The sequence below is a fragment of the Lysinibacillus sp. KU-BSD001 genome (assembly GCF_042920265.1).
Taxonomy (GTDB): domain Bacteria; phylum Bacillota; class Bacilli; order Bacillales_A; family Planococcaceae; genus Lysinibacillus_B.
In genome coordinates this window covers 127382-151383 of sequence record NZ_JBDQZI010000001.1, presented here as the reverse complement: position 1 = coordinate 151383, position 24002 = coordinate 127382, and the positions used below count along the sequence as shown (strand labels likewise).

The 24002-nt window shown below is 40.0% G+C and carries 20 protein-coding genes; 2 read left to right on the top strand and 18 right to left on the bottom strand.

From position 1 onward, the window contains the following. Positions 1-90 precede the first annotated feature (90 nt). From rpoZ to AAGS61_RS00720, 3 genes are read right to left on the bottom strand one after another with little or no spacing between them, the layout of a single operon-like run. Entirely contained in the window at positions 91-315 is a 225-nt protein-coding gene (gene rpoZ, locus AAGS61_RS00730; RefSeq protein WP_391366366.1) for a DNA-directed RNA polymerase subunit omega, read from the bottom strand. A gap of 4 nt (positions 316-319) precedes the next feature. Continuing rightward, on the bottom strand, positions 320-937 hold the full coding sequence (gene gmk, locus AAGS61_RS00725) for a guanylate kinase (protein WP_391366365.1): 618 nt from the start codon (positions 935-937) through the stop codon (positions 320-322). Positions 938-953: 16 nt separating this feature from the next. Continuing rightward, positions 954-1829, bottom strand: coding sequence for a YicC/YloC family endoribonuclease (locus AAGS61_RS00720; protein ID WP_391366364.1), 876 nt, complete (start codon positions 1827-1829; stop codon positions 954-956). A 732-nt stretch (positions 1830-2561) separates the two neighbouring features. On the opposite strand from AAGS61_RS00720, the gene AAGS61_RS00715 reads away from it, so the two are divergent. Both AAGS61_RS00715 and AAGS61_RS00710 read left to right on the top strand, forming a co-directional pair. Then, the gene (locus AAGS61_RS00715; RefSeq protein WP_391366363.1) at positions 2562-4241 is read left to right on the top strand and encodes an Rqc2 family fibronectin-binding protein; all 1680 of its coding nucleotides are present in this window, start codon (positions 2562-2564) and stop codon (positions 4239-4241) included. A 217-nt stretch (positions 4242-4458) separates the two neighbouring features. Further along, the gene (locus tag AAGS61_RS00710) at positions 4459-5520 is read left to right on the top strand and encodes a branched-chain amino acid aminotransferase (RefSeq protein ID WP_391366362.1); all 1062 of its coding nucleotides are present in this window, start codon (positions 4459-4461) and stop codon (positions 5518-5520) included. A 480-nt stretch (positions 5521-6000) separates the two neighbouring features. Here AAGS61_RS00710 and AAGS61_RS00705 read toward each other — a convergent pair whose 3' ends face one another. From AAGS61_RS00705 to efeB, 15 genes are all read right to left on the bottom strand, one after another. Beyond that, on the bottom strand, positions 6001-6522 hold the full coding sequence (locus AAGS61_RS00705) for a hypothetical protein (protein ID WP_391366361.1): 522 nt from the start codon (positions 6520-6522) through the stop codon (positions 6001-6003). A gap of 980 nt (positions 6523-7502) precedes the next feature. After that, complete coding sequence (gene pyrE, locus AAGS61_RS00700; RefSeq protein WP_391366360.1) at positions 7503-8132, bottom strand: orotate phosphoribosyltransferase; 630 nt, start codon at positions 8130-8132, stop codon at positions 7503-7505. Between the two features lie 2 nt (positions 8133-8134). After that, a complete protein-coding gene (gene pyrF, locus AAGS61_RS00695; protein ID WP_391366359.1) occupies positions 8135-8842 on the bottom strand; it encodes an orotidine-5'-phosphate decarboxylase in 708 nt (235 codons plus the stop codon). A gap of 1 nt (position 8843) precedes the next feature. Beyond that, complete coding sequence (locus AAGS61_RS00690; protein ID WP_391366358.1) at positions 8844-9755, bottom strand: dihydroorotate dehydrogenase; 912 nt, start codon at positions 9753-9755, stop codon at positions 8844-8846. Next, positions 9752-10525, bottom strand: a complete 774-nt coding sequence (locus AAGS61_RS00685) for a dihydroorotate dehydrogenase electron transfer subunit (protein ID WP_391366357.1) — start codon at positions 10523-10525, stop codon at positions 9752-9754. The genes AAGS61_RS00690 and AAGS61_RS00685 overlap by 4 nt, the downstream gene beginning before the upstream one ends. A gap of 1 nt (position 10526) precedes the next feature. Continuing rightward, positions 10527-13724, bottom strand: coding sequence for a carbamoyl-phosphate synthase large subunit (carB, locus tag AAGS61_RS00680; protein ID WP_391366356.1), 3198 nt, complete (start codon positions 13722-13724; stop codon positions 10527-10529). After that, complete coding sequence (locus AAGS61_RS00675; RefSeq protein ID WP_391366355.1) at positions 13717-14817, bottom strand: carbamoyl phosphate synthase small subunit; 1101 nt, start codon at positions 14815-14817, stop codon at positions 13717-13719. The genes carB and AAGS61_RS00675 overlap by 8 nt, the downstream gene beginning before the upstream one ends. Beyond that, complete coding sequence (locus AAGS61_RS00670) at positions 14817-16097, bottom strand: dihydroorotase (RefSeq protein ID WP_391367277.1); 1281 nt, start codon at positions 16095-16097, stop codon at positions 14817-14819. Before AAGS61_RS00670 ends, AAGS61_RS00675 begins: the two co-directional genes overlap by 1 nt. 10 nt (positions 16098-16107) lie before the next feature. Further along, positions 16108-16983 (bottom strand): aspartate carbamoyltransferase catalytic subunit, encoded by an 876-nt coding sequence (locus tag AAGS61_RS00665; RefSeq protein WP_391366354.1) that lies wholly within the window; start codon positions 16981-16983, stop codon positions 16108-16110. Positions 16984-17213: 230 nt separating this feature from the next. Further along, on the bottom strand, positions 17214-18551 hold the full coding sequence (locus AAGS61_RS00660) for a solute carrier family 23 protein (RefSeq protein WP_391366353.1): 1338 nt from the start codon (positions 18549-18551) through the stop codon (positions 17214-17216). Between the two features lie 16 nt (positions 18552-18567). Next, positions 18568-19116 carry a bifunctional pyr operon transcriptional regulator/uracil phosphoribosyltransferase PyrR gene (gene pyrR, locus AAGS61_RS00655; protein ID WP_391366352.1) on the bottom strand — a complete coding sequence of 183 codons (549 nt, stop codon included), beginning with the start codon at positions 19114-19116 and terminating at the stop codon, positions 18568-18570. 449 nt (positions 19117-19565) lie between these two features. After that, a complete protein-coding gene (locus tag AAGS61_RS00650) occupies positions 19566-20468 on the bottom strand; it encodes an RluA family pseudouridine synthase (RefSeq protein ID WP_391366351.1) in 903 nt (300 codons plus the stop codon). Continuing rightward, a complete protein-coding gene (gene lspA, locus AAGS61_RS00645) occupies positions 20465-20944 on the bottom strand; it encodes a signal peptidase II (RefSeq protein WP_391366350.1) in 480 nt (159 codons plus the stop codon). The genes AAGS61_RS00650 and lspA overlap by 4 nt, the downstream gene beginning before the upstream one ends. A gap of 145 nt (positions 20945-21089) precedes the next feature. Further along, positions 21090-22799, bottom strand: a complete 1710-nt coding sequence (locus AAGS61_RS00640) for an FTR1 family iron permease (RefSeq protein WP_391366349.1) — start codon at positions 22797-22799, stop codon at positions 21090-21092. Then, complete coding sequence (gene efeB / locus AAGS61_RS00635) at positions 22774-23997, bottom strand: iron uptake transporter deferrochelatase/peroxidase subunit (protein WP_391366348.1); 1224 nt, start codon at positions 23995-23997, stop codon at positions 22774-22776. Before efeB ends, AAGS61_RS00640 begins: the two co-directional genes overlap by 26 nt. Positions 23998-24002 lie beyond the last annotated feature (5 nt).

Below are 24002 nucleotides of genomic sequence, written 5' to 3'. Positions count from 1 at the left end.
CTCCCAAAGAGTTTTCTCCGGGAGCTACTAAATACTTTACATATAATTAGGACTACTTAGATGACCAAAGTACGGATGAATGAGCTAAACTTACACTTCATCCTCGTAAATTGTTGATTCATCTTGCTGTTCTTTCTCTAATACGCCGGCCGCTACTTCTTCTAACGCTTTTCCTACAGGCTTGTAAGAAACGTATCTATGAAGGCGCTCGCCACCTTCCTCTTGCATTTGGCGCGCTCGCTTAGAAGCTAAGCTTACTAAAGAGTATTTTGAATCGATTTCCTTTTTTAAAGCATCTACTGATGGATATAACATGGATTTATTCTCCCTTCAACATTGATAAATAAATTTTTTCTACACGCTCGCGACGACAATGTTCCGCTTTAATAATGGCGTTAATTTTATCACATGCATTGTGTACTTCGTCGTTTTCTACAACGTAATCGTATAGGCTCATCATTTCAAGCTCTTCTTCCGCTGTTGCAATACGTTTTGCAATAACGTCTTCTGTCTCCGTACCACGCCCTACTAAACGTGATTTTAACTCAGAAAGACTCGGCGGTGCTAAGAAAATAAATAATGCATCTGGTGCTTTTTCTCGAATTTGCTTGGCACCTTGTACTTCAATCTCTAAAAATACATCGCGCCCTGCATCTAATGTTTCATTTACATAAGCAAGCGGTGTACCGTAGTAATTACCGACAAACTGTGCATGCTCAAGTAAACCACCTTGTTCAATTAATACTTCAAATTCCTCACGTGTCTTAAAGAAATAGTCTACACCATCTACTTCTCCTTCGCGAGGATTACGTGTTGTCATTGAAATAGAATATTCATAATTCGTATTGGACTGTGAGAATAGCTCTTTTCGAACAGTTCCTTTTCCCACACCAGATGGACCTGATAATACGATTAATAAGCCACGTTGTTTCTTCATCTATAACTCCTTCTAACTATTCAATATTTTGAACTTGCTCGCGCATTTTTTCTAAAATCGTTTTCGCTTGCACGACTGCTATCGAGCTTTCCGATGACTGATTTTTCGAACCAATCGTATTAATTTCACGATGCATTTCCTGCATTAAAAAGTCAAGTTTACGACCAATCGGAATATCTTCTTCCAGCGTTTCTTCTAACTGATGGAAATGACTTTCCAAACGGTCCAGCTCTTCGCTAATATCAACGCGCTCTGCAAATAATGCTACTTCTGTTAATAAGCGGTCCTCTAATAGTTGTCCACTCGTAAATTCTTCTACACGTTGCTTTAATCGCTCACGATACTTCAGTACGGCATCGCCTGATGTTGTACGAATACATTGAACTTGCGCTTGCAATTGTTCCTTATATTGTAACATCACTGCTTTTAACTCTGCGCCCTCTCTTTCACGCATCTGGATTAATTGCGTGATTGCTTGCTGTAATGCCTGTTCGATAGCTGTTAGCACTTCCTCTTGTACAAGTTCTTCCTCCTGTACAACAAGCACTTGATCGAGCATAGCAATTTCTTGCATCGTCCATTTTTCTTCCATCAACATATTGAGCGAAAGTTCTTCTTTCGCTTTACGATATGCCTCTAAAAGGGGCCAATTAATTTGAATTTTTTGCTCAGCTGTTTGGAGCTCCTTTAGAAAAATAATAACATCAAGCTTTCCACGTGATAAAGCTTGGGATAGCATTTTCTTCGCTAACACTTCAGACTCCATCCACTCTTTCGGAAACTTTGTATTAATTTCTAAAAAACGATGATTCACAGCACGAACTTCAACAGTCAATTGATGAGATTTCGTCGTTGTGACACCCCTGCCAAAGCCCGTCATACTACGCACCAAGGTTCGTCACATCCTTTTTTGCATACTGCAATAATTATAGCATATGTTTAACCCGTTATGATGTTTGTTTTATAGAAATATGTAAACATCCGCACACACAAGAAAAAATGCTATCATAAGAGAGAGTAGATGAGCAATGACTTATTACTCGCAACGAGCAAAATACATCCTAAAAACACCAGGTAAATAGTAAAAGATATTAAATGAAAGCGTAATCGTAGCCTCCGCGCTTTGCCACAGCCTACACAGGAGCTAAAACAGGCGTGGCCTGTTTGGATCTCCTGTTCCTGCTCCTGACGTTGCACTTTCGTCGCAAAGAGAATCTTGGCTCCTGTGGCGATGGCGCGCTACGGCAAAAGTGAATACTTCTCGATATCCTAGAAGAATATTTCTCTTCTTTAAAAGAAATTATTTTCTTTCTGTTTGCATGTATAATCGCTCAGCCTTTACTTTCATCAATGAGAATTTTTCATTATTTTTGAGCAGCTAATTATTGTATTGAACACTAGTTGCTTGTAGCGGAGGCACGAGACTCCTACGGGAAAAGCGAGACAATCAAGACCCCGCAGGAGCGAAGGATGAGCGACGAGGAGGCTTGATCTCGCCCGTGGAAAGCGAGTGTCGGAGCGGAAAGCAGCGGTTACTCAAATGGTAATGTATGTTTTAGGATTTACTGATTATAAGTTTTTACAAAAATATAGCAACAAGCTATAAATGAAAGAGGAATGAACAATGGCATTTGACGGATTATTTACAAGCGCGATGGCGAAAGAATTATCGCAGCTTTTATCAGGACGTATTACAAAAATTCATCAGCCGAATGCACTCGAAGTCATCTTACATATTCGTGCAAAAGGCGGAAATCATAAATTACTAATTTCCATCCACCCTTCCTATGCACGTGTCCATCTCACGGAACAAACCGTCGAAAATCCAGCAGAGCCACCCATGTTTTGCATGCTTTTACGTAAACATATAGAAGGCGGTTTTATTACAGCGTTGCAGCATACGAGCGGAGAGCGCGTCCTCACACTCGGTATTGAAAGTAAAAACGAAATTGGTGATACCGTTTATCGTAAGCTGATTATTGAAGTGATGGGGCGTCATAGTAACCTGATTTTAGTGGATACGGAGAACGATAAAATTATCGATAGTTTAAAACACCTCTCTCCTTCGATGAATAGCTATCGTACTGTTTTACCAGGGCAACAATATATCGCGCCACCCGCACAAAATAAGCAACATATGAACGAAGTAACAGACGATGAGCTGCGCACCTTTTTTGCCAACGATGTAACGGCAAAAGATATTATGAATCGCTTTATCGGCTTCTCCCCTCTGCATGCGAATGAATTATGTCACCGCATCCAACAAGGAGCGTTAGTAGAGACGATTCGTACATTTATGGAAGAAATTTATGTGGCAAAGCACCCAACCTATAAAGAAGTAGAAGGGAAAGCATATTTTTCACCAACAAGTCTAACCCATTTAAATGGAAAAGAAACAGATTATCCCAATTTAAGTACATTACTCGACCGTGTTTTCTTCGCTCGTGCTGAACGCGACCGAGTAAAACAACAAGCCGGTGATTTAGAGCGTTGGCTGACAAACGAACTCGATAAATTAAAATTAAAGCTAAAAAAGCTCGATAAAGATTACGAGCGTGCAAGTAAACTGCATGAGTTTCAACTATACGGTGAACTGCTAATGGCAAACCTTTATCAATTTGAAAAAGGGGTAGAGCATGTAACAGTGGATAATTACTATACAGGCGAAAAAGTAACTATTACTGTAAGCCCACGAAAAACACCGATTGAAAATGCACAAAGCTATTACACAAAATACAATAAGGCAAAAAATGCGCTCATTATGATCGAAGAACAGAAGCAAAAAACAGAGGATGACATTTCATATTTTGACATGCTCGCTCAGCAAGTACAGCAAGCCGCCCCTGCTGATATTGAAGAAATTCGTGAGGAATTAGCAGAGCAAGGCTATCTTCGCCTACGTGCTTCAAAGAAAAAGAAAAAACCGACAAAGCCAGCACCGGAGAAATTTATATCTTCTACAGGCATTGCGATTTCCGTCGGTAAAAACAATAAACAAAATGATTATTTAACATTTAAATTGGCAAAGAAAACAGACATTTGGCTGCATACGAAAGATATCCCTGGTTCACACGTCGTCATTCATTGTGATACACCGGACGAAACGACATTACATGAAGCAGCGATGTTAAGTGCGTATTTCAGTAAAGCACGCGAATCATCCTCCGTGCCAGTCGATTATACTGAAATTCGCCAAGTGAAAAAGCCAAATGGATCTAAACCTGGATTCGTCATTTACTTCGAACAAAAAACATTGTTTGTCACACCAGATGAAAACCTGATTTTACAATTGAAAAACAAGTAACAACGCATATACAGGTTCCGTCTCAACATATTTTGTAGACGGAACCTTCTTAGTTTATGCTTGTAGGCATTGCTCTAATGAACAAGTTGTAGCTATCTACTTTAATAATCTGATAATTCGTTCAAATATTCAAATTAGATTGAAAATCGGAGAAAATAAGCTATACTTAATAGAAAAATCCAGATGTTATTTTTTGTATTAATGGGGGACATTTATAATGAAAATCAAAATTGAATTAACGCAAAATAAAAAGGAAAAACCGGCTACATCTGCCCTTGGATTTGGTAAATTTTTTACAGACCATATGTTTATTTTAGATTATACAGAAGGTAAGGGGTGGCATGATCCACGTATTGTTCCTTATCAACCGATTACGTTAGACCCTTCTAGTAAAGTATTCCACTACGGGCAAACCGTATTTGAAGGGTTAAAAGCTTATGTAACAGAAACAAATGACGTGCTATTATTCCGTCCTCAAAACAACTTTAAACGATTAAATTTATCGAGTGCGCGACTATGTATTCCACCTGTAGATGAAGAACTGGCATTAGAAGCATTAAAACAGTTGCTAACAATTGAGCGTGAATGGATTCCAAATGCGCCAGGTACGTCGTTATACATTCGTCCATTTGTAATTGCGACAGATTCCTATTTAAGTGTAGCCCCATCTCAAACATATCAATTTATGATTATCCTATCACCAGTAGGCTCATATTATGCAAATGGTATAAACCCTGTCAAAATTTTAGTGGAACAGCAATATGTACGCGCTGTCGCTGGTGGTACTGGAGAAGCAAAAACAGGTGGTAACTATGCAAGTAGCTTAAAAGGGCAAGAATTGGCAAATGAAGATGGATACGATCAAACATTATGGTTAGATGGCAAAGAGCATAGATTCGTAGAAGAAGTAGGAAGTATGAATATTTTCTTCAAGATTAACGGGACTGTAATCACTCCTGCTTTAAATGGCAGTATTTTAGCTGGTATTACACGGGATTCAATCATCAACATTTTAAACTATAAACAAATTCCAGTTGAAGAACGCCAAATTTCTATCGATGAAATTATAGAAGCACATAAAAATGGGCAATTAGAAGAAGCATTCGGAACAGGGACAGCTGCTGTTATTTCACCAATTGGCGAGTTAAAATATTTAGACGAAAAGTTTGTCCTGAACAACGGTGAAATCGGACAACTCTCACAATTATTATATGATACATTAACAGGGATACAGACTGGTAAGCTAGAAGATCCTTTTGGCTGGATTGTTAAACTATAATGAATTTAAAAGACACAACTCGCTCTATTTTAGCGCAAGTTGTGTCTTTGCTTTATTGACTAGCTAGTTTGATAATTTAAAAACTCATATGCTTAAATCGCTAATTATAGCACTCATCTTTTCTAGTTGATCTATAATCTTCACCTACTAATTCCTTTATCTTTTCAAGAAGATTGCATAATGTTTTCATTTTTACTCTTAAAATGGGAAATATTAAAACTAAAAATCCTCTTAATATTTATGCGAAGGTAGTGAGAACATGTGTATTTTTAGAATATATATGCAAGACTTATAAACAACATATAGCTGAACCCTTTTTCATCATTTTGACGAATAATAGTTGATCTATAAGCTAAAGAAAGGATGATTATGAGTAACACTAATCTAGCTAACGGATTGCTAGAGTTTTTTCTGAATCACAAATAAGGGTGAAGGAATATTTTTTAGGGAAATAAAATGATAATTAACAAATTAGGTTAATTATTTATACACTTTCTCTCTATTAAATCTGTCAAGATAGGCTACCAAACGATCATATTCTACGGAAAACACATCCTTTATACCGAACTGATCTTCTGCTTCTCCTATAACTTTAGCAAATTTATTATATAAACGATGGACATATTTATGATGTCGATGCGCATGAAATTGAATTTCCTCTGGCTTTTCATCCTCTCTTTCAAGATATTTTATCCATTGTTGAAAATAACGAACGAATACTAAGCTACCTTGATACTGCTTTTCTATAATGGCACAATCTACAAATACGATATGTTTGTCCTCAAAATTATTTTCACGTGTCCCATATGAATAGCAAATTGCCGCGATTATCTCACCTTCGTCATTGATAAAATTAACAATATTTGTTTCACCCATCATAATATAAAGACTGCCAACAGCTTCTAGTAATGAATAATCATTAGAGAATATATTTCGATTACGCAAAAAGAATAGGATGAACTTCTCATAATCTTCTTCCTTCTTACATAGAACCAATTCCATATCTTCACCCTCCATCACTATGAACGAATGTCACCCAATTTCCATTAATGAAAATAGATGTATGTATATGTGAAATGACCACTATAATTTTAATTATTTTGATCAAGAATATTCATGCTTCATTCATAAAATAGAATCTTGAATCTTTTAGCATAGTTCATTCACTACAATGATTTCTAAATGCACTCTTTGGCCTATCTCACTCTTAATGTTTCAACATGAGCCATCACCGTGATTAATATCTACCACTTAATATATAAATTCTAATAGTAGGACATTACAGGGTTTGACCTTAATAGGTCAAACCCTTCTTTCTAGCCTTATTATTTACCAAAACCACGTCCTTTTCCTGGTTTGTTTATGGGCGGTGATGGTAGAATTTGTATAGTTACCATAGACTTTCACCTCCTTCTAAAAAAGCTTTAACATCGTTAGAAATGAAGCTTCCTATCAATGCAAGGTGGTAAGTTTTGAATATTCACGGAAATTACATAAGCTCCATTAGCTTCTACTATAGATTATAAAGGTTAAAATTAGGTTAAATTTTACTTAAATTTTTTATGTAGAGACACGATACACTCTTAACTTTTCCTTTTTAAACTGCTGCTCCGCCAACCCTATATAGAACCACAATAATTCCAATTATTTTTTGTAAATTCCCCGCTTTACGCAAAGAAGCCCGGCTCATGCCGGGCTTCCATTCATTGTGCTCATGCGGTTGTCATTGCTGGGCAATCACAATCCTCGTCGCAGAGTAAACTTAAAGCGTTCCCGCCTTAAGTTTACTGGTGTGGCTGTCGCTACGCTTTCGCCACAGCTCTACCTATATAATTAGTGTTTCATTCACTTTAAAATAAACTCAATTATTTTTGTAGATTGCCTGCTTTAAGCAAAGAAGCCCAGCTCATGCTGGGCTTCCATCCATTGTGCTCCTGCGGTTGTCATTGCTACGCAATCACAATCCTCGTCGCATGCAAAACTTAAAGCTCTCCAGCTTTAAGTTTTGCATGCCACTCTTTCAAGAACGGGATTTGATCTGCTTGAATTGCACCTGATTCGTTTGCTGCTTCTACTAAGTAGTCGAAGTTTGTTAAGGATACATATTTTACGCCGATTTCATCGAATGCTTTTTCTGCTTTTGGTAAGTTGTATGTATATACACATACGACGCCTACTACTTCACAGCCTGCTGCGCGTAATGCTTCAACTGCTGTAATCGAAGAGCCGCCTGTTGATACGATGTCTTCTACTACGACTACTTTTTGACCTGGTGCGTACTTACCTTCAATTTGGTTACCGCGGCCGTGCTCTTTTGCTTTTGAGCGTACGTATACCATTGGTAACTCTAAAATATCCGATACCCAAGCAGCGTGCGGGATACCTGCTGTGGCAGTTCCTGCTACTACTTCTGTTTCAGGGAAAAATTCTTTAATGTTTTGGGCTAATCCATTTGCTAGCTGTTTACGAATAACAGGATCTGAAATCGTTAAACGTGTGTCACAGTAAATTGGTGATTTAATACCTGAAGCCCAAGTAAATAAATCTGTTGGGTTTAATTCTACTGCCCCAACCTTTAGCATAGCGTGTGCGATTTCGTTTTGTAATGTCATAATTATTTTGCCTCCCATAATTCACAAACTTCTTTATATGCAGCTACTGGATTAGCTGCGCCTGTAATGGCACGTCCTACTACGATTAATGACGAACCATCTTGACGTGCCCCGTCTGGTGTTGCAATACGTTTTTGGTCATGTGTCTCGCCGCCCGCCATGCGAATACCTGGCGTTACGCGAAGGAAGTCTTCACCGCATACTTCTGCAATGGCACGTGCTTCATGCACCGAACAAACAACCCCATTTAAACCAGCCGATTTTGTGAGCTGTGCATAATGTAGCACAGCATCAATCAATGGCAGATCAATGCGTTGTTCATTGCGCATTTGTTCTTCTGTCGTTGATGTTAGTTGTGTTACTGCGATTAAAGCTGCACGCTTTTTCCCGACAGGCGTACCTGCCTCTAAGCCTTCCAGTGCACCTTCCATCATATTTTTGCCACCTGCTGCATGAACATTAACTAAATCCACACCTAATCGTGCTAAACCTTTCATTGCAGACTTTACCGTATTTGGAATGTCATGAAGTTTTAAATCTAGGAAAATGTCGTGGCCTTGTTCTTTAATTTTGCGCACGATATCTGGCCCTTCCTGCATATATAACTCCATGCCCACTTTGACAAAAAGTTGCTCTTCAAACTGGCTTAAAAATTGAAACACTTCTTTCTCTCCTGGAAAGTCTAGTGCAATAATCGGTTTATCGTTCATGTTAACGGTGACTCCTTCCAATAAGTTCTGTAATATGCTCTACACCTAGCTCGTCTAACTTTGCTGGTAGCGCATCAATGATTGTCGGGCATACGAAATGATCGACAAAGTTTGCCGTACCAACCGCGACAGCTGAAGCACCTGCTGACATAAAGTCGACTACGTCTTGTGCGTTCATGACACCGCCCATTCCAATAATAGGAATATTTATATTTTTATATACTTCATAAACCATGCGAATCGCTACTGGTTTAACCGCTGGACCTGATAAACCACCCGTGCCATTGGCAATCACTGGCTTTCCTGTTTTTTCGTGTAGACGCATACCAATCAGTGTATTAATCATCGTAATACCGTCTGCACCACCTGCTTCTACCGCTTTTGCGATATCCACAATATTTGTTACGTTCGGTGAAAGTTTTACGTAGACTGGCACACTCGATACCGCTTTAACGGCCTCTACTAATTCACGCGCAGTCGCTGGATCTGTACCGAATTGAATGCCTCCACATTTAACGTTCGGGCATGAAATATTTAATTCTAATGCATGAACGTTCGGTGCTTTCGAAATACGCTCCGCTACTTCTACATAGTCTGCCACTTCAGTCCCCGCAACGTTTGCGATAATTGGCACATCATACCCTTCTAAGAAAGGAAGCTCTTCTGCCATTACTTTCTCGATTCCTGGGTTTTGAAGCCCAATCGCATTTAACATACCCGCTGAAGTTTCTGCTACACGTGGCGTTGGATTTCCGCTACGTGTTTCTACTGTCGTCGCTTTAATCATAATTGCACCTAGCTTTGATAAATCATACAGTTGTGCGTATTCACGACCGAAGCCAAAACAGCCTGACGCTGGCATAATTGGGTTCTTTAGTTCTAATCCTGGTAACGAAATATTGATACGGCTCATAGTGCCACAACTCCTTTCGGGAATACTGGCCCATCTGAGCATACTTTTACATAATCTTTTTCAACATTTTCTGTTGTGTTGCATACACAAGCGAAACATGCACCAATCCCACAAGCCATACGTTCTTCAAAGGATAAATAACCTGGTTTATCTGGGAATTGTGCTTCTAATGCTTTTAACATTGGCAGCGGTCCACAAGAATAGAACACATCAAACTCAGGCTGTAACTCATCTAATAAGTTTGTCACAAACCCCTTTGTTCCTTTTGTTCCATCCGCTGTGACATAATGTGTATCGCCTAAATGGCTAAACTGTTCTTCATAAAAACAAACATTTTCCGATTGGAATCCTAATACATGAATTGTCCGTATACCACGTGCATTTAATTGCTTAGCTAATTCATATAATGGGGGTACACCGATACCACCTCCGACAAGCAATGCCGTACCGCCCTCTGGTACTGCATCAACCGGGAAGCCATTACCGATTGGCCCTAAAATATCTATCGTATCACCTACTTGCTTTAACGATAAAATTTCAGTTCCACGACCCTCTGCACGATAGATCATCGTAAATTCATTTGTTTCCTTATTAATATTGGCAATACTAATTGGACGTCGTAATAGCGGTTCGAACATATCAGCTACACGTACATGCACGAACTGCCCAGGAGTCATTTCCTGGACAAGCTCGCCTTGTACTGTAAGCTCAAAAATATTATGAGCAATTTTCGATTGCTGAACGACCGTCATTCGTTCTTGGCGAATCATATTAGTGTACTACCTCCGCTTTTGGCATTTCTTCAGCAGTGAATGTCATCGACTCGATTACACGTAGCATCGCTTCAGCAGTATCAAGTGATGTTAAACATGGTACACCGTTTTCTACTGACTCACGACGAATACGGAAGCCGTCACGCGCTGGTTGCTTGCCTTTTGTTAATGTGTTCACAACAAGTTGTGCTTCACCGTTTTGAATGACATCGATTAATGTTTTACCTTTTGCACCGATTTTTTCAACAACATCTGTACGTATACCTGCTGCTTCAAAGCTTCGTGCTGTACCTTCTGTTGCCATAATACGGTAGCCTACTGTTGAGAAGCGTTTTGCAATCGCAATTGCTTCTTCTTTATCTTTATCCGATACAGTAAATAACACAGTACCGTGCGTTTTAATTTCCATACCTGCTGCTACTAAGCCTTTGTAAAGTGCTTTTTCAAGTGTAGAATCTTTCCCCATTACCTCACCCGTTGACTTCATTTCAGGTCCTAATGTAATGTCAACACGGCGTAATTTTGCAAATGAGAACACTGGCACTTTTACGAATACACCTGTTTGTTCTGGCGCTAAGCCTGGTTTGTAACCTTGCGCTACAATCGATTGACCAAGAATCGCTTTTGTTGCGATATTTGCCATCGGGATATTCGTAATTTTTGATAAGAATGGTACTGTACGAGAAGAGCGTGGGTTTACTTCGATTACGTAAATTTCGCCTTCGCTCATTACATATTGAATGTTCATCAGACCAACGATGCCTAAGCCTTTTGCTAAACGTGTTGTGTAGTCTACAAGCGTTTCTTTTTGTGCCTCTGTTAATTTTTGCGGTGGATATACAGAGATTGAGTCACCAGAGTGCACCCCTGCACGCTCAATGTGCTCCATAATACCTGGAATTAATACATTTTCACCATCACAAATTGCATCTACTTCAATTTCTTGACCTGTTAAATAACGGTCAACTAATACTGGGTGATCTGGAGAAGCTTCTACCGCATGCTCCATATAGTGTGCTAACTCATCCATATTGTATACAATTTCCATTGCACGTCCGCCAAGTACGTATGATGGGCGTACTAATACTGGGAAGCCTAACTTTTCAGCAATTGCCATTGCGCCTTCTGCTGAAGTAGCTGTATCACCAGGAGGTTGTGGAATGTTTAATTGTTGTAATGCTTGCTCGAACTTATCACGGTTTTCTGCACGGTCGATGTCTTCTAACGTTGTCCCTAGAATTTTCACGCCATTTGCTTCCAATTTATCTGCTAAGTTAATCGCCGTTTGACCACCGAATTGCACGACTACCCCAATCGGTTGTTCTAAATCGATGATGTGCATGACGTCTTCGATTGTTAATGGCTCGAAGTATAACTTATCTGAAATCGAGAAGTCCGTCGATACAGTTTCAGGATTTGAGTTAATAATAATCGCTTCATAGCCTGCTTCTTGAATTGCCCATACAGAGTGTACTGTCGCATAGTCAAACTCTACCCCTTGACCGATACGAATCGGACCAGAGCCTAGTACCACAACAGATGGCTTGTCAGATTTAATTGACTCATTTTCTTCTTCGTATGTGCCATAGAAGTATGGTGTTTGCGATTCAAATTCAGCTGCACATGTATCAACCATTTTATACACTGGGATGATGCCGTGTTCTTTACGGAATGCATACACTGCTTCTGCCGTTGTTTCCCAAAGCTCTGCGATTTTACGATCTGCAAAGCCTAAACGTTTTGCTGTACGTAATACATCTTTATCGTTTTTATTGTCTGCAAGTGTCGCTTCCATATCGACGATTTTCTTTAATTTGTGTAAGAAGAATAAGTCGATTGCTGACCACTCGTGAATTTGCTCGATTGTTACACCGCGGCGTAATGCTTCACCGATGAAGAATAAACGCTCGTCGCCCGCTTTACGAATACGTTTTTCGATCCAAGAATCTGTTAACTCTTCTGGGTGTTTCATCTCAATATGGTAGTGACCTGTTTCAAGTGAACGAACTGCTTTTAACATCGCTTCTTCGAACGTACGGCCAAGTGCCATTACTTCACCCGTTGCTTTCATTTGTGTACCTAAGTTACGTTTCGCTGATTCGAATTTATCGAATGGCCAGCGCGGGATTTTCGCTACGATGTAGTCAAGTGCTGGCTCGAAGCAAGCAAATGTTGAACCTGTCACTGGGTTTTTAATTTCATCTAACGTTAAACCGACAGCGATTTTTGCTGCTAACTTTGCAATTGGGTAACCCGTTGCTTTTGAAGCGAGCGCCGATGAACGTGATACACGTGGGTTAACTTCGATTACATAGTATTGGAAGCTGTATGGATCAAGTGCTAATTGCACGTTACAGCCACCTTCAATTTTTAATGCACGAATAATATCTAAAGAGATATTACGTAACATTTGATTTTCACGGTCCGATAATGTTTGCGTTGGTGCCACTACGATTGAGTCACCCGTATGAATACCAACTGGGTCAAAGTTTTCCATATTACATACAACGATCGCGTTGTCTGCTGAGTCACGCATTACTTCGTATTCAATCTCTTTATAACCAGCGATTGATTTTTCAAGTAAACATTGTGTTACAGGTGAATATTTTAAACCTGATGTAACGATTTCCTCTAAGTCTTGGTCGTTGTAACAAATACCGCCGCCAGTACCGCCAAGTGTAAACGCTGGACGTACGATTACTGGATAGCCGATACGTGCTACTAATGCTTTCGCTTCTTCCATGTTATGGATGATGTCTGACTCAGGTACTGGAGCACCTAATTCGTACATTAAGTTACGGAATAAATCGCGGTCCTCTGCTTTATGAATCGCATCTAATTTTGTCCCAAGAATTTCGATTCCTAGCTCATCTAAAATACCTGATTCATCTAACTCGATCGCCATATTTAAACCTGTTTGACCACCAAGTGTTGGTAGGATTGCATCTGGACGTTCTTTACGCAAGATACGTGACACAAACTCTAACGAAATTGGTTCGATATATACTTTGTCAGCGATTTCTGTATCTGTCATAATTGTCGCTGGATTTGAATTGATTAGGATAACACGGTAACCTTCTTCTTTTAATGAAAGACACGCTTGTGTTCCTGCATAGTCAAACTCTGCTGCTTGACCGATTACGATTGGACCTGATCCAATTACTAAAATAGTGTTAATATCTGTACGTTTAGGCATGTTGTTTCTCCTTTGCTGCTTCATTTTCCATCATTTCAATGAATTCATCGAATAAGTGATTTGAATCTTCTGGACCTGGTGAAGCTTCTGGGTGATATTGAACTGTGAAGATTGGGTATTTTTTATGACGAACCCCTTCACAAGTACCGTCGTTTAATGCAACGTGTGTTAATTCTAAATCTGTCTCTTTTAATGACTCGATATCGATCGCATAGCCATGGTTTTGAGATGTTAAATCTGTACGGCCTGTGCGTAAATCTTTTACTGGGTGGTTCCCTCCGCGGTGACCGAATGGTAATTTGAATGATTTTGCGCCACACGCTAATGAGAAGATTTGGTGACCTAAGCAAATCCCGAACATCGGTACTTTACCGATTAAGTTTTTCACTGTTTCAATACCTTCTGCTACGTCCATTGGGTTACCTGGGCCATTTGATAACATAATACCGTCTGGATGCCACGCTAAAATGCGCTCTGCTGGTGTGTTATAAGGCACGACTAATACGTCACAGTCGCGTTTATTTAATTCTCGTAAAATGCCATGCTTCATACCGAAATCAATTAATACAACACGTTTTCCACGTCCTGGTGACGGATAAGCTGCTTTTGGTGATACTTCTTTTACATGATGTGTAATAAGCGGTGTTGCTTGTAATTGCGCTACTACTTCTTCTACATTTACGTCTGCATCTGCTTCTGTTAAAATCGCACGCACCGCACCTTTTGTACGGATAATACGTGTTAATTTACGTGTATCAATTCCTTCGATACCAGGAATATCTTGTGCTTTTAAATAGTCATTCAATGTCATATCTGAACGCCAATTCGATGGCTGATCTGCAAGCTCACGTACAACAAATCCACGGATAACTGGTGCAATCGCTTCGAAATCATCACGGTTAATGCCGTAGTTCCCGATGAGTGGATATGTTAATGTAACAATTTGACCGTAAAATGATGGATCCGATAATGTTTCTTGGTAACCTGTCATTCCTGTTGTAAATACAACTTCACCTTGTGATGCTTTGTCACTACCGAATGCTGTACCGTGAAATACAGTACCGTCTTCTAAAATTAATAAACGTTTTTTCATTATTCTGCCTCCTGATATACGATATTACCTTCAAATATTGTTAGTACTGGCCAGCCTTGCGTCTTCCATCCTGTAAATGGTGTGTTACGCCCTTTTGACTTAAACTCTTCTGGATTTACTTCCATCTCTTTTTCAAGATCGATAATCGTAAAGTCTGCTGAAGCCCCTACTTCAATTTTACCGTATGGTAAGTCGAAAATTTCTGCTGGCTTTGTTGCCATCCACTCAACTAATTGCTTTAATGTCCATTTACCCGTTTTTACAAAATGTGTGTATAAAAGTGGGAATGCTGTTTCAAAGCCGACAATGCCGAATGGTGCACCAACCATACCACAGCATTTTTCCTCTACTGTGTGTGGTGCATGGTCTGTTGCGATACAGTCGATTGTGCCGTCAAGTAATGCTGCGTGTAATGAATCTTGGTCGTCCTTTGCACGTAGTGGCGGGTTCATTTTCCAGTTTGCATCGTCTGATGGGATGTCCATTTCTTCAAGTAAAAGATGGTGTGGACAAACTTCAGCTGTTACCTTAATGCCTGCTGCTTTTGCATCGCGTACTGCACGTACAGATTCTTTCGTTGATACGTGACATACGTGGTAGCGCGCACCTGCTGCTTCAGCTAGTAATACGTCGCGCGCAATTTGGACAGATTCACAAATCGATGGGATCCCCGGTAAACCTAGCTCTTTATTACGTTTCCCCTCATGCATGACACCTTCATAAATAAGTGAGTTATCTTCACAGTGTGCAACAACGATCGTATCTAAACGTGCAGCCTCTTTCATTTGTTCATACATTGTAGAGGCTAATTGAATACCTACACCATCATCTGAGAAAGCTACAGCACCATTTGCTTTTAGTTCTTCCATATTTGTGCGTTCTTCACCTGAAATATCTTTTGTTAGTGAGCCATATGGCAATACACGAACGAGGGCACTTTCCTTAATCAGACCATTAATTAACTGCATGTTTTCGACTGAATCTGGTACTGGCTTTGTGTTTGGCATCGCACAAATTGTTGTGAAACCGCCACGTGCTGCAGCTAAAGAGCCTGTTGCAATCGTTTCTTTATGTTCAAAGCCTGGCTCACGAAGATGTACGTGTACATCTACAAAACCTGGCGAAAGGAAGTTGCCTTGTCCATCGATTACTTGAATGACACCTTTTCCTTCTGGCATCACACCGCCAATTTCTGTTACTTTGCCATCTTCAACTGTTACTGTTGCGTCGATTAATTCACCTTGTTCATTTAACATTTTTACGTTTTGAATAAATGTCATTGTCATCTTATTATCGTCCCTTCAAAATCGTTTCTAGTATGGCCATACGTGCATATACACCATTTCGCACTTGCTGGAAAATACGAGAACGTTCACATTCTACTAATTCGTCTGCGATTTCTACATCGCGGTTCACCGGTGCTGGATGCATAATAATGGCACTTTTTTTCATGCGTTTTTCACGTTCTACCGTTAAACCAAACTCCTCGTGATAACTATCTTTGGAAAAGTTTTTACTTACCGCGTGTCGCTCATGTTGAATGCGAAGTAGCATCACAACATCACTATCTTCTAATACTGCATCCCATGAGTGTACAGCTTCAAAATCGCCTGCCCATTCTTCTGGGCAAAGGAAACGAATATTCGCCCCTAGTCTTGTGAGTGCCACCGCATTGGATTTTGCTACTCGGCTATGTGAAATATCACCTACAATCGTAATATTTAAGCCTTCAAAGTTGCCGAATTCTTTTTTGATTGTGTATAGATCCAGTAAGCTTTGCGATGGATGTTGCCCTGCCCCGTCACCTGCATTAATGACAGCACAATCAATACCTTCTAGCAGTTCATTGTAGTATTCATCTTCTTTCGCACGAATCACGACGGCATCCAGACCAATCATTTCAAGTGTTTTTACTGTGTCATACATCGTTTCACCTTTTAATGCACTTGAAAACCCTGCATCAAACGGAATGACTGTACAGCCAATGCGGCGCTCTGCCATTTCAAAGCTTGTTTTTGTACGTGTACTTGGCTCGAAGAAAAGATTTGCCACATTGTATGCTCGATCAAGCTGTGGCTGTTCGCCATTTTCAAACGCCTGTGCTCGTTCTAAAATGTGTAAAATTTCCTCATTTGATAAATGCTCCATTGACAATAAATTTTTCATACATTGCGCCTCCGATTTGATTCGCTACTTACTAGTATAGAACTATTTTGACTATTCTCATTTGACAGATTGATGAAATATTCTTCATTTTCTTTTTTAAAAAAACCTCACTATACAAGATAGCGAGGCTTTGAGGGTGTGACAAGCTAAGACATCGTTCATAGACGTGCCTTCGTGTCGTTCCCCTTCCTTGCCTCTCTGGACAAATCTTAAAAGGTACTACTATTTAATTATTCATGTTCGTACAAGTCTCCAGCGCCTTTATCGCGTCCTGGTAAGATTAAGTTTAATGCCACACCAATTAATGCGGATAACGCCATACCACCGATGGCAAAATCGCCAAATACAATTTGTGCATTGCCGATACCGATGATTAAAATAACTGATGCGATCACCATGTTGCGGTTATTTCCAAAATCTACGCGACTTTCAACGAACATACGTAAACCGCTCGATGCAATGATCCCGAATAATAAAATCGAAATACCGCCCAGTACTGCTGTTGGGATTGTTGAAATTAATGCCATTACTTTCCCGAAGAATGCGATTAACATTGCCGCTACTGCTGCACCGAAGATAACATAGATGGAGTACACTCTTGTAATCGCTAATACCCCGATATTTTCACCATACGTTGTTTTCGGTGGACCACCGATTAACGCACTAACAAATGTTCCTAAGCCATCACCTAATAATGAGCGATGAAGACCCGGATCTTTAATGTAATTTCGTTCTACGACTTTCCCTAATACTAATTGGTGACCAATATGTTCCGAAATGGTCACAATGACTACTGGTAACATTGCAGCTAAAATCGTTGTTGTTACGTTCAATTCATAATCTACGCCCGGTATTAAGAAGGTTGGCATCGCAAACCATGCTGCCTCTTTTACTGGCTCAAAGTTTACAATTCCGATGGCTACAGAATAAATATATCCGATGATTAACCCTAATAAAATCGGCATGGCACTTAAAATATTTTTAAAATATACATTAAATACGATCGCTGCCAACAACGTGACAAGCGCTGCTGAGAAATGTTTAAAGCTATACACTTTTACATCCATCATTTGACCTGTTGCTTCATCTAACTGCTGAACCGTAATATTCATTGCCATGTCAACAGCTGTTCCTGCTAACCCTAAACCGATTACGATAATTACAGGTGCTACTACAATGGGTGGTAGTAAGGCCATTAACCATTTATAGCCTGTCTTCCAAATAACTAAAGCGACAATCCCGTAAATAATCCCAACGCCCATTGCCCCTATCATTGCGTTCCCTGGGTTAATGGCTACGCCTGCGTTATCAAGCCCTGCTACCGTAATAATCGGTGTAATAAAGGCGAATGATGAGCCTAAGTATGCTGGCACTTTAAATTGTGTAATTAATAGGAAGATAATCGTGGCAATCCCACTTGTTAACAGGGCAATCCCTGGATCAAGACCTACTAATTTTGGTACTAAAATAGTTGAACCAAACATGGCAAATAAATGTTGGAAACTTAATGTAATTAACTGTACAATACTTGGTTTTTCGTTGATATCTAATACTGGTTTTGTAGACACCGTTTGTTCCTCTTTTCTACTCTGCTTCTTTATGAATCGTCACGATATCCTGACCGTCAACTTCTTCTAAATTGACTACAATTCGCTCATGTCCGGCTGTCGGAATGTTTTTACCGACGTAATCGGCACGAATTGGTAGTTCCCGATGTCCTCTGTCTACTAATACTGCTAATTGGATTTGAGAAGGTCTTCCTAAATCCATCACGGCATCTAGTGCTGCACGCACTGTACGTCCCGTATATAACACATCATCGACTAGCACAATTTTTTGGTCGTTCACTTGATAATCAATGTCTACTTGTTGTACTTGGGCTTGGTCGTTTACTTGCTTTGTCGATAAATCATCCCGGTAAAGCGTAATATCTAGCTCCCCCGTACGAATCGCTTTTCCTTCTATACTTTCAATTCGCTCTGCTAAGCGCTTCGCTAAAAATGCCCCACGCGTCTTAATCCCAACTAAAATGACTTCATCAATCCCTTTATTGCGCTCGATGATTTCATGGGCGATACGCGTAATGGCTCTGTTCATTGATGGCCCATCTAATAGCTCTGTTATATGTGCCATAACGATTCTCCTTTCATTGATGTATTTGTTATGGTATGTTGTGTTTCAACGAAAATAAAAAACCCTCTAGTCACCTAGAGGGTTGGAAAGTGCATGTTGAAATAAACGCATCCGAAAAATCTGCCTACAGATATCCCGATGGTTCTCACATTATACCTTCTCAGCCTCTCTGGACTGCCATTAAAGGTGACATTATTTAAAGTAATTTGTGCTATACGGCTCGCTCTCGTCAAGCTCGTTTTTTTCACTGTTGTCAGTATATGCTTGTTTATGTAGCCTGTCAATAAAACATTACAAGGTCAGACAACTAAAACAAAATGTTCTACAAGCGTGAATTGTCTGTTAATTATATGTGTTATTTTATAGGTGATATTTCTCCTTTTAGTAGCCTTTCAATTGTACAAAAATACAAAAAGGAACTACCATTTCGGTAGTTCCTTCATGTCATATCATTTTCTCAGCTCGGCTAATAAATCAACAAAATCCTGTGGCAGTGGTGCTTCGAATTCTAAGTATTCACCTGTTACAGGCTGTATAAAGCCTAACACTCCCGCATGTAACACTTGTCCACCAAAGTCGATTGTTTTCTTCGGTCCGTATTTTGGATCGCCAACTAATGGGAAACCGATATAATTCATGTGTATACGAATTTGGTGTGTACGTCCTGTTTCTAAACGGCACTCTACTAGCGTATAATCACCGAAGCGTTCTAGTACTTGGAAGTGCGTCACGGCATGCTTACCACCATCTACAATCGCTTGCTTTTGACGGTCTTTAGGGTCACGTGCAATCGGGGCATCAATTGTTCCTTTATCGTGCGCAATATGACCATGTACAAGTGCTGTATATTTTCGTGTGACCGTTTTCTGTACAAGTTGGTTTACTAATCCTTCATGTGCGACATCATTTTTGGCCACCATAAGTAAACCGGATGTATCTTTATCGATACGGTGCACAATACCTGGGCGCATCACCCCATTAATACCCGATAAATCTTTACAATGATACATTAAGCCGTTCACAAGCGTTCCTGTTGTATGCCCTGGTGCCGGATGCACAACCATGCCGCGTGGCTTATTCACTACTAATACATCTTTATCCTCATAAACGATTTCTAACTGTAAATCTTCTGCTACAATTTCTAACGGCTCTGCTTCTGGTACCTCAATCTCAATGACATCGCCTGCTTTAACTTTGTACTTTGCTTTGACTTCCGTACCGTTTACTTTGATACGATTTTCATCAATCCAATTCCCAATTTGCGTGCGTGACCATTCTGATTGCAGGCTCGATAATGCTTTATCTAGACGCTCTCCTGCATGTTGTTCTTCCATTGTATATGTTACGTTCATTTTTTCACCTTTTTCTTTTCTACTCGATCTTCTATCAAAATTGCAATTAATAACATGACGACAGCAATTGTTAATGCGGCATCCGCAATATTAAAAATTGGGAAATGGTAGTTAATGACTGGAATCAATACATCCACAAAATCGACCACTTCTCCTAACAATAAACGGTCAATAAAGTTCCCAATTGCCCCACCTAACAGCAGCATTAAACTCACTTGGAAAAATGGTTTTCCCTTTGCCTCCGTATGATAAAAATAAATAATCGCGATAATAACGCCGATCGTCACAATCGTAAAGAGCCACATTTGCCCTTGTAGCATGCCCCATGCTGCGCCGCGATTTCGATGCGAAAGCAAACCAAACCACGGATCCCAAATAGCAATTCGCTCACCAAGCTCCATATTTTTAACAACCATCCACTTTGTTAGTTGGTCGAGTAAAATGACAATGATGGCAATTCCATAAAACCTTTTCACCTAGACGCCCCCTATATGCATATCTATCCCATTCTAACACAAAGCAATCACTTTCGAATAATGATGACAATAATATTTTTTTGCTACCCTATTCTTTTCGCCCACAAAAAAGCGCACAAAGCTCCGCGAAGCTTTTGTGCACTTTTTATGAATGTTTACGTTGTTTCCATGAGACAAACGCCCAAATAAACAATAAAATCGCTTGCCCAAGTATCGTTTCCACGGTTGGATAAAAACCGATTGCACTCATAACAGGTAAAACATCCACAACATTTGTTGAGACAACATCTGTTAATTGCAGTGTATGGATACTTGTTCCGATAATTTTAAAGGCTAATATATAAATCATGATGGTCGCGACAAAGAAAAACTTATGAATCGGAATTTTGCCACTGAGCTTTGTTAATGCCAAAGCCACGATGATTAAAATAATAATGGCGATCACAATGCCTAAAACAAAGTCAAAAATTTCTATTTTCGGAATAATACCCGCATAAAATAAAATGGTCTCTGCCCCTTCTCGGAATACCGATAAGAAACTAATAAAAGCCATCGCCAGTACGGATCCTTTCGAAATCGCATGTCCCATTTGCTTGGACAAATAAGTATTCCATGATTGCACAGTCGATTTACTATGAAGCCACACACCGACACCAATCATCATAATCGCCGCTGCAAGCCCTACCCAGCCTTCAATCATTTCACGGTTTGTACCTGATGTTAAAGAATCAAATACAATCGCCAGTAAAATCGCCATTCCAGCAGATAATAGAACACCTGCTACTGCCCCTGAATAAATCCATTTCACCATCCGTTCTTGATTAGAGCGCTTTAAGAAGGAAACGAGGACCATGATAATTAAAATCGCCTCTAACCCTTCACGTAATAAGATTAATGCTGAATCCCAAAACGAATAGCTATCATCACTTTGTATTAGCTGAATCTCTTTTTTAAATGTTTCTAATTGTGCTACAACTTCCTCTACTTTCGGTGTCGTTTGTGATAAACGACTGACTAAAATCGGAATATCGCTTTCTAACTTATTATACAGTGAGCTATTGCGTGTCGATATTTCGATTTCTACATTTGGCCAAACGATGATAAATTGTGTTAAAGCATCTGCCGCCACCTCATAGTCTGTTTGTTCAATCGCTTTTAACGCATCATCCATTAAATCGACCAGCGTTTGCAAAGAATAGCCTTTATCTTCAACGACAATATCTTCACCGGCCATAAACTGCTCGATATGCGATTTTAACGTCGTAAAATAAGAGTTCGCTAACGCTATATCGGGTGTTTCATTCGATAACGCAATGCGCATAAATGCTAATTGACTTTCAATTTGTCCATATAACCCAATACTTTGCGCACGTACCGGCTTTTCGTATTGGTTCCATTTTGCATCGAGCATTTTATAGGCTTCTTGGATTTTCTCCGTGTCATTTGTTACGTAAGCCTCTTCCCATTGGGTCATAAACGGACTAAACTTCGAATAAAACGATTCACGCTCCGCTTTTTCATCAATCGGATTTTCTGCTAAGTCAAGGGCTGATAGTGCTTTTGACAGCTGCGAAAGTGCCTTTACTCGCGATGCTGCATCACTTGCATTCATGACAGCCTTAATAGCGTGATCCACCTCTGCCTTTGCTTCTACTTGCTCTGAGCTATACGTAGCCCACAATTGCTCAATTTCTTGAAGCGCCTGTTGAGCTTGCTCTTCATTTTGCTGATTCGTATTAATGATCGCATCGGTAATTAACACGTATAGTTCGCTATAATCAGATGCTTTTGTAATAGGTGTGAAAAGGAGCAAGCTCATTACGACGATACTACAAACTTGTAAAAAGCGCTTCACCTAAATAACTCCCTTTTTTAACACCAGGCAGACAAGCAAATAATGCACTTCCCCGATGTGTAATATATTCATTTAATTTATCCATACGCCCTAAGCTGTTTTGAATATCGATGAACTGCTTCGGATGTTTTTGGAATGAGATAAACAGCAAGCCACTATCATAAGCTCCTGTTTCTGTTACAGTACCTGATGCATAAGAGAATGGACGACGATAAATCGTTTGTTTTGCAAGACGTGATAAGTACACATGAGAGTTTTCAGGAACCACAGACTCCCCTTCCACATCTTTTGCGAACACATCTGTTTCAGCAAACTCATCTGCCTGCCCGAATAATGCCCCATTATGTCGGTAACGCCCAAACGTCATTTCTTGTTGATGAAGCGATGTACGATCCCATGTTTCTAAATGCATTTGTATTCTTCTAACGATTAAATACGTGCCATTATTCAACCAAGACTGTTCGTGATTCGATACCCATACATGCTCATCAAATTCACTCGTTGTTTTCGGATTAACCGTCCCGTCCTTAAAAGAAAATAAATTTCTCGGCGTACCACCATCTGCAGGCATCGACATAAAGCCAGCTTGAGACCAATGCAGCTGTACAACCCCACTACCGACACGTAGTAAATTGCGCACCGCATGAAATGCCACTTGCGGATCATCGGCACATGCTTGAATACATAGATCCCCACCTGTCCATTGCTTTTGTAGTTGGTCTTTCGGGAAATGAGGTAAATCCATTAATTCAGCTGGCTTTTTATTTTTTAATCCGAGTGAGGCATGTTCAAATAATGACGGTCCTACTCCAAACGTTAACGTTAAATTCGCTGCATCTAAATTGAATGCCTCACCTGTATCAACAGGTGGTACATGTTTAGTGGCATCCTCATCCTCAACGGATTGTCCTTGCATCATACGCTCGCTATAGCGCGTCCAATCTTGAAACAATTGTTGGAGTTGCGCTTTAGACTGTCCAACAAAATTAAGCGATGCAAAATATACATTGGATTGATGAGGCGTCGTAATGCCTGGTTGGTGCTTCCCATAAAACGCGACGGCATGAGTAGAAGCTTTGGGCGCTTCATCCTCTAGCATTTTCATCACACCACCAAGACCTGAGGCGCCAATTGCTGCGCCTGCAATCGCAAATCCAGAAAGCTTCAACATTTCTCGTCTCGTAATTTTTTCTGCCATATGAA